Origin of the sequence: Alteribacter aurantiacus DSM 18675 (assembly GCF_000429705.1) — a bacterium.
GTDB classification, from domain to species: domain Bacteria; phylum Bacillota; class Bacilli; order Bacillales; family Salisediminibacteriaceae; genus Alteribacter; species Alteribacter aurantiacus.
The window spans coordinates 2,231,799-2,245,403 of record NZ_KE386941.1 but is presented as its reverse complement, the minus strand read 5'-3'; the positions used below and the strand labels follow the sequence as shown (position 1 = coordinate 2,245,403).

At 42.3% G+C, this 13,605-nt stretch carries 12 protein-coding genes and 2 riboswitches; of the genes, 9 read left to right on the top strand and 3 right to left on the bottom strand.

From position 1 onward, the window contains the following. The first annotated feature begins 107 nt into the window (after nucleotides 1-107). Nucleotides 108-212: riboswitch (SAM riboswitch) on the top strand. A gap of 129 nt (nucleotides 213-341) precedes the next feature. Then, nucleotides 342-457, top strand: a riboswitch (SAM riboswitch). Nucleotides 458-531: 74 nt separating this feature from the next. The 3 genes from metX to G476_RS0114625 all read left to right on the top strand — a co-directional run bounded on the left by metX (nucleotide 532) and on the right by G476_RS0114625 (nucleotide 3,857). Then, nucleotides 532-1,671, top strand: a complete 1,140-nt coding sequence (gene metX, locus G476_RS0114635) for a homoserine O-acetyltransferase MetX (RefSeq protein ID WP_051314817.1) — start codon at nucleotides 532-534, stop codon at nucleotides 1,669-1,671. A 48-nt stretch (nucleotides 1,672-1,719) separates the two neighbouring features. After that, nucleotides 1,720-3,042: an O-acetylhomoserine aminocarboxypropyltransferase/cysteine synthase family protein gene (locus G476_RS22135; protein WP_035186574.1), complete on the top strand. Its 1,323-nt coding sequence runs from the start codon at nucleotides 1,720-1,722 to the stop codon at nucleotides 3,040-3,042. Nucleotides 3,043-3,296: 254 nt separating this feature from the next. Continuing rightward, a complete protein-coding gene (locus tag G476_RS0114625; RefSeq protein ID WP_026690765.1) occupies nucleotides 3,297-3,857 on the top strand; it encodes a GNAT family N-acetyltransferase in 561 nt (186 codons plus the stop codon). Between the two features lie 442 nt (nucleotides 3,858-4,299). Here G476_RS0114625 and G476_RS0114620 read toward each other — a convergent pair whose 3' ends face one another. After that, a complete protein-coding gene (locus G476_RS0114620) occupies nucleotides 4,300-5,049 on the bottom strand; it encodes a hypothetical protein (protein ID WP_026690764.1) in 750 nt (249 codons plus the stop codon). A 454-nt stretch (nucleotides 5,050-5,503) separates the two neighbouring features. Here G476_RS0114620 and G476_RS22130 point away from each other — a divergent pair, with 454 nt between their 5' ends. The 3 genes from G476_RS22130 (at nucleotide 5,504) to G476_RS0114605 (ending at nucleotide 9,356) form a co-directional block, all read left to right on the top strand. Beyond that, entirely contained in the window at nucleotides 5,504-7,321 is a 1,818-nt protein-coding gene (locus G476_RS22130) for a methyl-accepting chemotaxis protein (protein WP_051314816.1), read from the top strand. 109 nt (nucleotides 7,322-7,430) lie between these two features. Then, nucleotides 7,431-7,730: a YuzF family protein gene (locus G476_RS0114610; RefSeq protein WP_026690763.1), complete on the top strand. Its 300-nt coding sequence runs from the start codon at nucleotides 7,431-7,433 to the stop codon at nucleotides 7,728-7,730. A gap of 291 nt (nucleotides 7,731-8,021) precedes the next feature. Beyond that, complete coding sequence (locus G476_RS0114605; protein WP_026690762.1) at nucleotides 8,022-9,356, top strand: arsenic transporter; 1,335 nt, start codon at nucleotides 8,022-8,024, stop codon at nucleotides 9,354-9,356. Nucleotides 9,357-9,414: 58 nt separating this feature from the next. On the opposite strand, the gene G476_RS0114600 is transcribed toward G476_RS0114605, so the two are convergent. Next, entirely contained in the window at nucleotides 9,415-9,900 is a 486-nt protein-coding gene (locus G476_RS0114600) for a hypothetical protein (protein ID WP_026690761.1), read from the bottom strand. A gap of 29 nt (nucleotides 9,901-9,929) precedes the next feature. Beyond that, nucleotides 9,930-10,796 carry a polysaccharide deacetylase family protein gene (locus tag G476_RS22125; protein WP_245579664.1) on the bottom strand — a complete coding sequence of 289 codons (867 nt, stop codon included), beginning with the start codon at nucleotides 10,794-10,796 and terminating at the stop codon, nucleotides 9,930-9,932. A 122-nt stretch (nucleotides 10,797-10,918) separates the two neighbouring features. Between G476_RS22125 and G476_RS0114590 the strand changes: the two genes are divergently transcribed. The 3 genes from G476_RS0114590 to bcbE all read left to right on the top strand — a co-directional run bounded on the left by G476_RS0114590 (nucleotide 10,919) and on the right by bcbE (nucleotide 13,567). After that, nucleotides 10,919-11,680 (top strand): formate dehydrogenase accessory protein FdhE, encoded by a 762-nt coding sequence (locus G476_RS0114590; RefSeq protein WP_026690760.1) that lies wholly within the window; start codon nucleotides 10,919-10,921, stop codon nucleotides 11,678-11,680. Further along, the gene (mobA, locus tag G476_RS0114585; RefSeq protein WP_035186570.1) at nucleotides 11,677-12,279 is read left to right on the top strand and encodes a molybdenum cofactor guanylyltransferase; all 603 of its coding nucleotides are present in this window, start codon (nucleotides 11,677-11,679) and stop codon (nucleotides 12,277-12,279) included. The genes G476_RS0114590 and mobA overlap by 4 nt, the downstream gene beginning before the upstream one ends. 79 nt (nucleotides 12,280-12,358) lie before the next feature. Next, nucleotides 12,359-13,567 carry a bacillibactin exporter BcbE gene (gene bcbE / locus G476_RS0114580; RefSeq protein WP_026690758.1) on the top strand — a complete coding sequence of 403 codons (1,209 nt, stop codon included), beginning with the start codon at nucleotides 12,359-12,361 and terminating at the stop codon, nucleotides 13,565-13,567. Nucleotides 13,568-13,605: the final 38 nt, after the last annotated feature.

Here is a 13,605-nt window from a genome sequence, read left to right as displayed (position 1 = left end):
ACTGACCCCGCACAATGTTGTGTAAAATGATGAAATGTTTTGACAAATCTAAAAATGGGTGATACAATTTCGAACAATCACATAGATTAACTGCATAAACGAATAAACTTTTATCTGGAGAGGCAGAGGGACTGGCCCGATGAAGCCCGGCAACCAGCACGGATGTGCAAGGTGCTAATTCCTGCAAAGCGACCTGCTTTGAGAGATGAGAGGACCTAGATGACAACAGGGTTTCTTGTTGTTTTCTTTCGAATAACCCTCCCTCGATCAATGAATTGGTCGGGGGAGTTTTGTTTTATCTTGTCTTTAAAAGGCATCTGAATGACAACAACTGAATGATTCTCTTATCAAGAGTGGTGGAGGGAGTGGCCCGATGAAACCCAGCAACCGTTTTGACTTTCGGTCAAAAAAAGGTGCCAAGTCCTACAAGGTGACAAGATACCTTGAAAGATAAGAGAGACGATGCAACTTAGTCTCTCTGTCTTTGACGGAGAGACTTTTACTTTTCAACGATTGTAGAGGAGGTACAACATGCAAGACGATCAACCAAGAACGACCAGAACGGTATGTGGAGAAATCATCATTCCAAAACTTGTTCTCGAATCGGGTATTACACTGACGAGAGTAAAGCTTGCCTATGAAAGAGCGGGAATTGAAGGGGGAGACCCGATCCTTATCTGTCATGCATTAACAGGAAATCAGCATACTGCGGGAACAAAAGAAGACCCAGGGTGGTGGCGTGGATTAGTTGATGAAGGGGGATTTATTGACCTTAATGAACACGAAGTCATTACATTCAACGTCATTGGTGGATGTAATGGATCCACCGGACCGGTGACAGAAAACCCGGAAACGGGGGACTTTTACCGGACTCGTTTCCCTTTCGTTAGCGTAAGAGACATGGTCTATGCACAGCGAATTGCCTTGGATCAACTTGGTATCACTAAATTAAAAGCAGTGGTTGGTGGCTCCCTTGGAGGTATGCAAGCGCTTGAATGGTCACTCATTTATCCAAAAGACGTAGGACAATTAATAGTTCTTGCAGCTACCCCTTATCTGAGTGACTACGGCATTGCTTTTAATACCATTGCCAGAAAGGCGATAACAGACGATCCGAAATGGCAAGGGGGTCAATATGCGTTTACCGATCCGCCTGTAAACGGACTCTCCCTTGCACGGATGACTGGTATGATTACCTACCGTTCCGATCACTTATTTAACCAACGCTTTCACAGAGAAGAAAAAGATCGATGGGGCAGTAACCACACTGAGGTAGCTTATCAAGTTGAGTCTTACCTTCGTTATCAAGGAGACAAATTTACAACGCGTTTCGACGCAAATAGTTACTTATATCTCTTAAAGGCGATGGACCAGCATGATATTGAACGCAACCGACCTATGGAACTTGTAGACATTCTTTCTCGTTATCAAAAGTCAGTAACGCTTGTGGCATTTAAAGGGGACCTTTTGTATCCACCAAATGAGATTAGCCGATTAAGCGAAGTATGGAAGCGAGCGGGAGGAGAAGTGAGATACGAAGAAGTAGATACGGAATTTGGTCATGACGGTTTTTTAACAGAGTATGGAAAGTGGGGAAGTATCATTTACGAAGCCCTGAAAAGAGGTGAAAAAGACACTCGGGTCCGTCATGAAACACGTGTGCTGATCTAATCAATGACCTGATTTTTCTAATACATGAAAACCAAGGAGGAATAACAAATGAGTAACGCTGAAACCTTTAAGCCTGAAACGATTGCACTACATGGTGGACAGTCTCCTGATCCAACAACTGGAGCAAGAGCCGTCCCTATTTATCAGACGACTTCTTATGTATTTGATAATGCCGATCACGCTGAGCAACTCTTTGCTTTACAAGAGGAAGGGAATATTTATAGCCGGATTACAAACCCCACTGTCGATGTATTGGAAAAACGTCTTGCAGCTCTGGAAGAAGGGGTTGGTGCAGTGGCAACAGCTTCCGGGATGTCGGCAATTACTCTTTCTATATTGAACATTGCAGGGGCAGGGGATGAAATTGTTGCAGCTAGTAACTTGTACGGAGGAACTTATAACCTTTTCTCTACAACCCTTCCTCGGTATGGAATTACGGTCAGATTTGTAGACGTATCAGATCCAGAAAACATCAAATCAGCAATCAATGAAAATACGAAAGCCGTTTTTGCAGAAACAATCGGAAATCCGAGTCTTCATGTTCTTGATATCAATGGCGTAGCTAATGTTGCTCATGAGGCCGGAATCCCTCTCATTATTGACAACACATTTGCCACGCCTTACGTGGTTAAACCGATTTCTCATGGGGCTGATATCGTCATCCACTCCGCTACGAAATGGATTGGCGGACACGGTACATCGATTGGCGGAGTAGTCGTAGACGGTGGGAAATTCGATTGGCAGTCGGACAAATTCCCATCCTTCAATGTGCCAGATGAGAGTTACAACGGTCTCACTTATGCAAAGGATATTGGACCGGCAGCTTTTATTGTAAAGTTCAGAGTCCAGCTGCTAAGAGATCTTGGACCTTGCCTAAGCCCCTTTAACGCCTTTCTTCTTTTACTAGGTCTTGAAACATTGCCGTTACGAATCGAAAGGCACTGTGAAAATGCGTTAACTCTGGCGAAAAAATTGCAAGACCATCCTGCAGTAGATTGGGTTTCCTATCCTGGACTTAAAGAACATCCTTCTCATGAACATGCGTCCGCATTGTTAAATAACCGTTTCGGAGCCGTTGTGAATTTTGGAATTAAAGGAGGGCGTACAGAAGGAAGAAAACTGATTGACCACGTAAAATTGTGGTCACACTTAGCCAATGTTGGAGATGCAAAAAGTTTAATTATTCACCCTGCATCAACCACACATCAACAGCTCTCAGACGAAGAAATCGGTTCAACGGGAGTAACTCCTGATCTAATAAGGTTATCAGTAGGGATTGAGCACGTAGACGACCTCTTAGCCGATCTCAATCAGGCTCTTGAGAAAGCAACGGAGGGCCGAAAATCAGCTCAAAGCATCGGAGATTCATGAGTTTAATTCCTGATTCATGTTTTAGTATGAAGGTTGAAGGGAATGTGGGTAATGAGTCGACAACCAGGTCTTGTGTACTCATAAGATTCTTCTGAAAATAAAGTGGTACTTTGTATATAAGAAGCTGTCTTAAAAGGAATAAACCCCTTTTAAGAGAGCTTCTTTTGTTAAGGACATTCGTTTTTAGGGTTGGGAGTGGAAGCGACATCAATTGGGGAGATAGACAGGAAGCTTCCCTTAAGGAGCGTATTTGTATGAAGATTGAAGGGGAACACGTAACGTTGCGATCGGTTCAAGCGACGGACATCCTCCCCTTATGGGAAATGATGTATGGAAACAAAGATCCCGAGTGGAAAAAAGGGGATGCTCCATACTTCCCATTTGAGCGGCCAGACTACCCGACATTTGCACGACAACAACTTCATACTATTGGTACTGAGGATAACCGTCTGATCATCGATTCAGGCGGAGAAATCATCGGTACAGTTATGTACTATTGGGAACACAAAGATTCAAACTGGTTGGAGATAGGGATCGCGATCTATAATCCGAAATACTGGGATAGTGGTCTAGGAACAGAGGCTTTAGCCCTTTGGATTGAACACTTGTTTAATCATATGAGGTTAGTAAGAGTCGGGTTTACAACATGGTCCGGAAATCCTCGTATGGTTAAGGTCGGAGAGAAAATAGGAATGAAGCTAGAAGGAAGACTTCGGAAGGTGAGGCTCTATAAAGGTCGGTATTATGATTCCATCCGAATGGGAGTCTTACGTGAAGAGTGGCATGAGGTTAGGAAGAGTCTTTCTTATCTATAATGCAATAAAACAGAAGGTTCAATAAACCAATAATAAGTGAGAGAGGTACTTCAATGCCATTTGCATTGGCGGGTGCCTCTCTTTTTTTAGGTAAAGGCGGTTATCTTCGAACCATAATGCTCAGAGTTGGGAAAGTGGTTTGTTGAAGCGGAATGTCGTTTTGTGTCGTTTGGTCGATAAAGTCTGAATAAGGCTCGATAAAATCGAAGTAGAGGACGATAAATGGCAAATAGAGGAGGATAAAATCGAAGTAGAGGACGAAAAACCAAAATTAGAGGACGATAAACCCATAATACAGGATGGCGTAAATGAGGAGAGAGGTGATTCACCATCCCCAATCCCCCATCACCTTTTGAGTAGAAAGAAAAATGGTTGCAACCACCGAGAAGGCGATTGCAACCATAATGCGTTAGTTTAGTTACTAGCGTTCAAGACAAACCTTTTACTCCAGTTTGTCCATGATTTTCGATGCAAACTGACGGTATAAACGGTGTTCGTAAGCATTGTCATCTTCTCCGTCCTCTTGGGGATCATCATTTTTTAATTGATCCTTAATCTCATGCCAGATAAAGGAGCGTAGATAATTCGATTCTGCATGGCGAACAAAGAGATCGTCATTCTCGTCCCTTAGTTTTTGGAGAATCAGACGATTAATTTTTGTGTCTTCTCGTACAAGCTCTTTACGGTTGGTATGAGACATGAAACGGTCTTCATTATATGACCAGTCAAAGTCGCTCTCGGCCAGTTCTTTCCAAGCCATTAGCTCCTTTGCCTGGTAGCTCGCATCCTCTTGGCGTTCAGAGCGGGATAACCCAGAGTCATTCAAGTAGTGTTGCACTTCTTGTTTAAGCCAAAAATGATAATAATAACTGGACTCAGTGGTAGATGTAGCTCCGGCAGTCATAATACCAGTTTCATTAATAGAATCAGTAACGGCATCCACCATTTCCTCGCTGGATGCCTCCACAAGGTTTTCTTGCGGAAGATCGGAATTTTCATCTTGTTGTTCCTCTTCTTCTGTGCTAGTTGTCAAGTCATCCTCTTGTTCCATTTCATCAGTGGTTGGATCTGTTAAGTCAGCAGGCATAGGCTGGTTAAAGTCATCTTGAGAATAAAAGTAGGATAACAAAATGGTAAGTGTAAGAAGAAGGCATGAACCGATTAAAAAGTATACTTTCTTTTTTGTGGACATCGTGTCACCTCGAGACGGTAGCGTATGTTATGTATTTATTATAAGTGAATCCGTTCCTTAGGAAAATACAATTCCTTTAAACGTATAACGATGGGGGTAATCATTGACGATTCATCAAAACCATATGATTTGAACCATTCATCAAAATCTGAGCAGGCTTTTGATTTTACAATACAAGTATCATAGCATGTATTGAAATTACGAGCGACTATTATCTGATATAGATGATGACTTCAATCTAGTGAGATAAATGAAAACGAAAATCCCACCTTTTTCAGGACCTTCTTTAATCTCCTTAAAAAATCTCAAGAAATAGGGCTTTTCTTGAGTTTGTCTAGGTAAATATACGAAGTTCAGAATTATGGAAAAAAAGTATGCCTGTAGACACCCCTCTTTGGTATGATGAAAGTCGAATATTGTCATAACTTTAAAGGGACAAGATGGGGGTAAGAGGATGGGTTTATGGGGTAATTTGAAAATCAAGCACAAGATATTAAGTGTGTTTACATTGATTATGTGCTTGTTTATAGGTGTGTTTGCATACAGCTTCTCGCTTCTTTTTAATATCGAAACTCAAACGGAATACTCGGAAGAAGCCAATATGCAATCCGTTTTGATTACAAACTTAGGTTCTGTCGTAAGGTCGCAATATATTGCATTATCGGATAGCATCCGAACAGGACGGTTGAACGAAGAGTATTATCAACGCCAAACGGATGTGCTACGCTCCCATGTGGAGACATTGGACGGATCATTTACAAACCCGGAGCATGAAGCGACGTTTCAGCACTTTTTATCACGGTACGCTGAATTTGAAGAAGTTGCAGACCGAATTTCGACAGCCACATCTGGTGGATCCAATCGTGATGCTCGGGCCATTACTGAACTTAGGGAAGAGATCGTTCAAGATCTACTTGCTTTTTCAGAAGTAATCATGTCTGATGCCACGGAAGCTTCAGAGGTGGTCTATGATTCAATCAGTCATACGAGACTCGTGTTTGCCATATCTTCAGGTGCTGCATTAATCATTGGATTTATTTTATTTACAATCACAAGTCAAACAATTACACGCACTTTAAAACGAGTAGTGGTTCAAGCTGAAAACATTTCCAAAGGTAACGTCAACATAGAACCTCTGGAAGTGAAATCAAAAGACGAGGTTGGTCAATTAAGTGTTGCTATCAATACGATGACAAACAACCTTAAAGGTTTTATCGGTGAAGTGGGGACGATGAGTGATCACGTTGCAGCTTCATCGGAACAATTATCGGCCAGTGCCCAAGAAACAAGTAAAGCAACAGAGCAAATTACGGAATCCATACAAGAAGTAGCCGCAGGTGCAGAATCTCAATCTGAGTTTAGTGAGAAAAACGAGGACATCGTATCTGAGGTTTCCATGAGTATTGAAGAAATTACTGACAATGTAGAAGAAGTAAATGAAGCATCAATTGACTCTAGAAAAAAAGCGGAAAGTGGAAAAGCCATTATAGAAGATAGTATTCAAGCGATGAATCGAATTCAAGACATTACGGATCGCACGAGCGTGTCGATTCAACAGTTAGCTACCAAGTCGGCCAAAATCGGCTCTATAGTAGATCTCATTTCAGGTGTTGCCGAACAGACGAATCTTCTTGCTTTAAATGCGGCGATTGAAGCAGCGAGAGCAGGAGAACATGGTCGGGGATTTGCGGTGGTTGCCGATGAAGTAAGAAAGCTTGCCGAGCAAACAACTCAATCATCGAGCGAAATCCATACACTCATAACAGATATTCAAACGGATATTGAAGCCTCTGCTATGTCAATGACAGAGGGATTTGAAGCCGTATCGGGTGGTCAATCTTCAGTGAAAGAAGCAGGAGAAGCATTTGCAGAATTGGACCGGGCGATTGAAGACGTATCTGCCAAAATGCACTCGATGAATATTGCCGTTGAAAGAGTATCCGAAGGAACGGAAGAGCTATTGGTGGCTGCCAAAGAATCGGCTAGTATCTCAAAAGAATCAGCAGGATACTCTCAAAATGTGGCATCTGCTGCAGAAGAACAAACCGCAACGATGGAAGAAATAACAGCCTCATCTGAACAATTATCTACATTGGCTGGAGACATGCAACAACTTCTTCAATCGTTTACAAACGGAACGTTAGATTTGAAGTCAGCTCAAGAAAGTTCTCCTTCTGAACAAGAAGTTGACAGCGATGAAATTCAGTTTGATGCAATGGCAGAAGAAGAATCGAAAGCTGAGACTTATGCTGAGGATAAAAAAGTCAGTTAGGAATGAAGAGTATCTCATTTTAGAGATGCTCTTTTCTTTTGGTGTAAAAGCACCCTTTCTGCCCATGGGCATACACTGTGAGTGGGAAAAATAAAGGAGGGACGCTTGGATGTATGACCGACATCAAGGCTATCAAGGATATTACGACCACCATGGGCAAGGGTACGATCATGAAGAGGTTCGTCAAGAAGAAGGAGAAGTTGAATACGTAGTCAACTACGACCCGTTCGTTTTTGAAACAGCCCAGTCTGTTATTGGCAGTAAGCTCGTTTTTCAAACGACTCAAGGCAGTGTAAGAGGAAAACTAATTGATGCAAAACCTGATCACGTGGTCGTTGAACAGGAAGGCGGCACATTCTTTATCCGTATCCAAGAGATTGTTTGGATCTTAGTTCAAAACCAAGATTAATAAAAGGTGCCTGAGCGACTGAAGATTGCTCAGGCATTTTCTAATGATTTTTTAAAAGTAAAGCAAGATAAGGGTACACGAGATCCAAAAACGAGAGAAAAGCTAAGAGTGTGTAGCTTTCACCAGGCGGAGAGAATGTCTCAAAAAATCTGATAGTAGGGGTAACTTCGCCTTAATAAGGATTATAATGACCTTCTTTTAAAGAAAGCTAAAAAATAATGGTTGCGTGGACAGGTTACATATTGTTATTTTATTATATAGGCAAACACTTATATATTAGGAGGAACGTTCATGTCTGAAGTTATGATAGCAAGTCTAATCTTTATTCTTACATTGACCCTCGTTATTTGGCAACCAAAGGGGTTGTCAATAGGATGGTCTGCGTCCATTGGTGCAGTACTAGCTCTCATTGCAGGAGTTGTCAGCCTGACAGATGTTGTTGAAGTAACCGGGATTGTTTGGAATGCGACACTTACATTTATCGCCATTATCATCATCTCTCTTATTCTTGATGAAATTGGCTTTTTTGAATGGTCCGCCTTGCATATGGCAAGAGTGGCTGACGGTAACGGAGTCAAAATGTTCGTTTACGTGTCCTTATTAGGGGCGGTGGTTGCTGCCTTTTTTGCGAACGACGGAGCGGCTCTCATTCTGACTCCAATTGTTTTGGCGATGGTTCGAGCACTGAAGTTTAAAGAAGCAATGATATTACCATTTATTATGGCGAGTGGATTTATCGCTGATACCACCTCCTTACCGTTGATCGTAAGTAACTTGGTTAATATTGTATCGGCAGACTTTTTTGGGATCGGATTCGTTGAATACGCCATGTACATGGTTGTGCCGAACTTCTTTGCTCTTGGCGCAAGTATTTTGGTGTTGTACTTATATTTTAGAAAGAGCATCCCAAAGCACTATGAGATGTCGATGCTAAAGGAACCAAAAGAAGCGATCAAAGACCCAAAGATGTTTCGACTTTCATGGTTTGTCTTAGGCCTTCTTTTAGTTGGGTACTTTGTGAGTGAATTTATTTATATCAGTGGCCCGTTTTCCGGTGAGGAAATGACGTTTCCTGTTTCCTTTGTGGCAGGAATCATTGCAATCTTTTTCTTAATTATGGCGCGTCGAAGCCCTGCTGTGAACACGGGAACGGTGATGAAAGGCGCACCGTGGGCCATTGTTGTCTTCTCCATTGGCATGTATGTGGTTGTTTACGGTCTTCGAAATGTAGGTCTTACAGAAGTATTGGCTGGTGTTCTTGAAGGTGCTACAGATAACGGAATGTTCGTGGCTACCATCTCCATGGGCTTTATTGCAGCCATTTTGTCTTCTGTGATGAATAATATGCCAACGGTTATGATTAACGCTCTCGCCATCCAAGATGCGAATGTGACAGGACCAATGAGGGATGCATTGATATATGCAAATATTATCGGTTCTGATTTAGGACCAAAGATTACGCCGATCGGGTCACTTGCTACCCTGTTGTGGCTTCATGTTTTGTCATTAAAAGGTGTGAAAATCTCTTGGGGATACTATTTCAAAGTAGGTGTGATTCTTACCGTACCAACATTGTTTATCACATTGGTCGGACTATACTTGTGGATGCTCGTGATTGGCGGGTAAATAAAACAGCATAACGATACACCCAAAAGCCCACCGACACATGCCGGTGGGCTTTTGATTATGATGCCGTTTCTAATTGGGTGGATTCGCCTGAGGCAGGGTCCACGAAGAAGAACACTTCTTCACCGTTCGCTTCTATACCATGGACGTAAAAACGAGTCACAAAGACACTCGGCCTTTCATTGCCCGTAAAGGAGGGGGTAATCACACCAATGGAGCGAACATCCTCGTTCCATTCATCTGACAGTTCAGCCACGAGCTGCTGTTCGGAAGCTTCGTAACTATGACTTGGAAAAATAACGATCAAAAACACAACTGATGTGACACAAAGAACAGCCGTTGAAAGAGCGTGACGTTGTTCAAACGTTTTTTTGTATAGCTCGAATACAGCAAGCCCTAATATACATAGTCCCATTGTAATGATGATCGGTTGATTTACCACTCCAGCATAGAGCGATTGATTCACCCAAACCGCTACAGCGATAAAAATCATGCTAAAAAGTGCGACTGCACTATAAAAAAGAATGCCTTTTTTGCTTGTCATGTAGGTAACTCCTTTAAGTGATAAAGCTTTTATTCTGTTAATTCGTATTCATCTAGATGTACGAATGAAAACCCTTTTGCCAAAAGAAGAGGAATCGCCTCTTTTACACCTTGGGCCGTTCCCGATGAAGGCTGATTCATGTGAAGAAGAGGAATAGATCCCTCAGTACTCGTCAGAAGGGCTTCTTTGACTTGGTCAGCTGTAAATGTAGCTCCGGCATCACCTAAGACATCGTAATTCACTACAGTCAAACCAAGGTCTTCTGCAATTGCAACTGCTTTTTCATCGTAATAGGCGGTCCCAGATCGAAAGTATGTTGGGGTTTTTCCTGTTAAGGACTCGATTTTCTCTTGATTAATCATGACCTCGTCAATGACTTCATCTACAGAGGATGTACCTTCAATCCCCCACGCCCCTTTTCCGGCTACAGAGAGGGGGAGATGTTCGGTTCCATGGTTGGCAATGTCAAATAATGGATCACCCGCCAGTTCCAGAAATACCTCTTCGTTTTCCTCAATCCAGCGGAAGTTCACAAAAAGAGTAGCAGGAATATCATGCTCTCGTAGGAAAGTAATAAGAGAATCGTCATAACCGTTACCAAAAGGTCCACCACACGCATCAAACGTGAGAGCGATCACAGAGTCTGAGGTGAGCATCCGATTTTTCACCCCACTTACTCGCTCGCCCCACTCGGTTGGATCGGTTTCATTCTCATATGTACGTCGAATTTCATCTATATTTATCTCAACGTTACGGTCAGTGTGATGATGAGCAGGAGTATAGCTTCTCTCGTCATGAAAGCCAATGGAGAGGCCTTGTTCGTCTTGGGAAAAGAAATAAAATCCTATAGCCATGATAATAAAAAGAAATGCGACAATAACCAACCTCATTTGCATGAGCGAAAGCCTCCCGGACGGTTTGGGACCACTGAAAAAGATTCAGTCCCTTTTGTTTACTAATGTTAGTTTAACAGATCAAAACATTTGATAAAAGAAAACCATAGGCAGGAGTGAGATGAATGGATCCATCTATTGTGTCAGAGGAATATGTTCAATTACAACAAGAGATGTTTGAGGTACAGAATCGTATCAAACAATCTTTAAGTAAAAACTGGACAAGCCGGATTCGGGAAGAGGATATTGATAAAGAATTCCCCATCTTGTCTCAACTTGAAGAAACTCCCTTAACCGTCTCTCGTTATGAATGGGCATTAGCGGAAATACTAGCGGTTTTAAAAACGTACTCCGAAGACCTTGTATCGGATTTGGATCGCTGTGCCGAGAGGTTAGAGGACGATGAGACGGCCCTACGTTGGATGAAAGAAGCCCTCCGCTATAACACGGATTATTTTCAACAAGAAGCGGACAAATACCAAATTGCGGCTTGGTTTCCTCACTATATAGCGGAACAAGGGCTACGGCCATTTTTACAATTGATTGCAGAGCGTTCAAAGGGTTTCGTAGACAAGATGAATGTAGGTGGCGCTTGTCCATGCTGTGCTGAGCCAATTCGGTTAAAAAAAGAAGGCATGTTCCTTTGCCCAAGGTGTGAAACAGAGTGGCAAGAAAAACGTCACGCGTGTGCTCATTGTGGAGAAAAAGAAGTGTATACCGTAACCGTTCAAGAAGAACAAACATCAGAATTGGAACTATGCGATAGCTGCAAAAATTACGTAAAAATCATTAAACCTTCTCATCTTCACTCGGCTGCGATGATAGACCTTCTCACGTTGCACCTCGATTACATTGCCCAAGAAGAAGGATATGGAGATCCGTCGTGAGGGAAGTCACAGGTGTCATTCTTGCAGGCGGGAAATCAAGTCGGATGGGGACAAACAAGGCTTTATTGACCGTTGGAGGGATTCCAACGATCGAACGTGTAAAAGACATTCTTATTTCCACATGCAGTCAAACGGTTGTAGTAGGTAATCAAGAAGACCTGTATCGCTTTTTAAACGTCTCCTTTATTAAGGATCACCATTCGGGGAAAGGTCCTCTTGCAGGCATTCATGCGGGGTTAAAATGGAGTACCACAGATTGGAACTTGGTTGTTGCTTGTGATATGCCTCTCATGAATGAAGAGGTTGTGTTAGGGCTGATCGATCAATCTAATGCCTCTTCTGATGTGATCATCCCTCGTGCTGGAGGGAGAGATCAACCTCTTTTGGCTTTGTATCGTAAATCGTCACTACCCATAATGGAACAAGCACTTGAAGAGAACAGATTATCATTAAAGCATGTGCTTTCTCACCTGAAAGTTAAATCAGTCACCTTCAATGATCTAAATGGCGTTAGTGAGAGACAGTGGGAACGAGCATTTTTTAACATGAATCGTCCTGATGAGTACGTTCGAGTGAAAAATATCGACCCAGAAGGCTGATTGGAATGTAACCTTTCATAAAACAGAGCCTCTCTTTGCATACTACATGTAGATGTGCAGGAGCGGGAGGGCTTTGTTGATGGAGGAGAAAAAGACGTGGGACTTAATATCGATTGCATCGATCCCCTTAGTCATGACTTTAGGGAATTCTATGCTTATTCCTGTTTTGCCGACGATGGAAAAAGAAATGAACATATCGGCTTTTCAGGTAAGTATGATTATTACGGTCTATTCAGTTGTGGCAATTATTCTAATTCCTATTGCAGGTTTTTTATCCGATCAATATGGACGTAAGCGAATTATAATTCCAAGCTTGTTAATTGCTGCGGTTGGAGGTGCCATATCCGGTTGGGCCGCTTGGCAGTTGCCGAATCCTTATGCGACAATCTTGATCGGACGTTTTCTTCAAGGAGTAGGTGCAGCAGGAGCTGCCCCGATCGTGATGCCCCTTGTTGGGGATATTTTTACAAAAGAAGAAGATGTGAGTAATGGCTTAGGGGTAGTGGAAACGTCAAACACGTTTGGTAAAGTGCTCAGTCCGATTTTAGGAGCGGCACTCGCTACTCTCATTTGGTATGCACCTTTCTTGGCGTTTCCTGTTTTTTGTCTCGTGTCGGTTCTACTGATGACATTTTTGGTAAAAACACCAAAAAAGAAGGAAAAGCCTCCATTATTTAAAGACTTCGTGATTTCAGTAAAGAAGATTTTTCACAACGAAGGGCGTTGGCTCTACACCATTTTTGCTATCGGATGTATATGTATGTTTGTGATTTTTGGCGTGTTGTTTTATCTTTCGACCATTTTAGAAGAGGAGCATGCTATAAAAGGAGTGAAAAAGGGGATCATTCTTGCAATTCCTTTGGCCGCTCTTTGTTTGGCATCTTATGTTACAGGGAAATTGATTGGTAAAGAAAAAAATGTAATGAAATGGACGACGTTTGCAGGGCTTATTCTTCTTACTGTGTGTAATGTTTGGGTAGCGTTCAGTAAAGATATTTATGTTTTATTGAGCGCTATGTTTGCAAGTGGGATCGGCATCGGAGTCGCGTTACCGAGTATGGATGCCCTAGTTACAGAAGGTATTGGAAAAGAAGAACGGGGAACCATTTCTTCCATTTATTCAAGCATGCGCTTTGTAGGAATTGCTCTTGCACCACCGATCATTGCTATTTTAATGAAAGCCTCTCATCCATTACTCTTCGCCGTTTTGGCCGGTGTTTCATTAATTGGAGTGGTCCTGACTGTCTTCTTTATCCGTCCGAAGGAAAAAACATATGCAGAATCATAGACAGTCACCGTATGATTTCATACAATAACGATAAACGT

Coding starts and splice junctions, on each gene's coding strand:
- bcbE (WP_026690758.1), top strand. CDS start 12,359: ATGGAGGAGAAAAAGACGTGGGACTTAATATCGATTGCATCGATCCCC.
- G476_RS22130 (WP_051314816.1), top strand. CDS start 5,504: ATGGGTTTATGGGGTAATTTGAAAATCAAGCACAAGATATTAAGTGTG.
- G476_RS0114625 (WP_026690765.1), top strand. CDS start 3,297: ATGAAGATTGAAGGGGAACACGTAACGTTGCGATCGGTTCAAGCGACG.
- G476_RS0114605 (WP_026690762.1), top strand. CDS start 8,022: ATGTCTGAAGTTATGATAGCAAGTCTAATCTTTATTCTTACATTGACC.
- G476_RS0114590 (WP_026690760.1), top strand. CDS start 10,919: ATGGATCCATCTATTGTGTCAGAGGAATATGTTCAATTACAACAAGAG.
- G476_RS0114610 (WP_026690763.1), top strand. CDS start 7,431: ATGTATGACCGACATCAAGGCTATCAAGGATATTACGACCACCATGGG.
- metX (WP_051314817.1), top strand. CDS start 532: ATGCAAGACGATCAACCAAGAACGACCAGAACGGTATGTGGAGAAATC.
- G476_RS0114620 (WP_026690764.1), bottom strand. CDS start 5,049: ATGTCCACAAAAAAGAAAGTATACTTTTTAATCGGTTCATGCCTTCTT.
- G476_RS0114600 (WP_026690761.1), bottom strand. CDS start 9,900: ATGACAAGCAAAAAAGGCATTCTTTTTTATAGTGCAGTCGCACTTTTT.
- G476_RS22135 (WP_035186574.1), top strand. CDS start 1,720: ATGAGTAACGCTGAAACCTTTAAGCCTGAAACGATTGCACTACATGGT.
- G476_RS22125 (WP_245579664.1), bottom strand. CDS start 10,796: ATGCAAATGAGGTTGGTTATTGTCGCATTTCTTTTTATTATCATGGCT.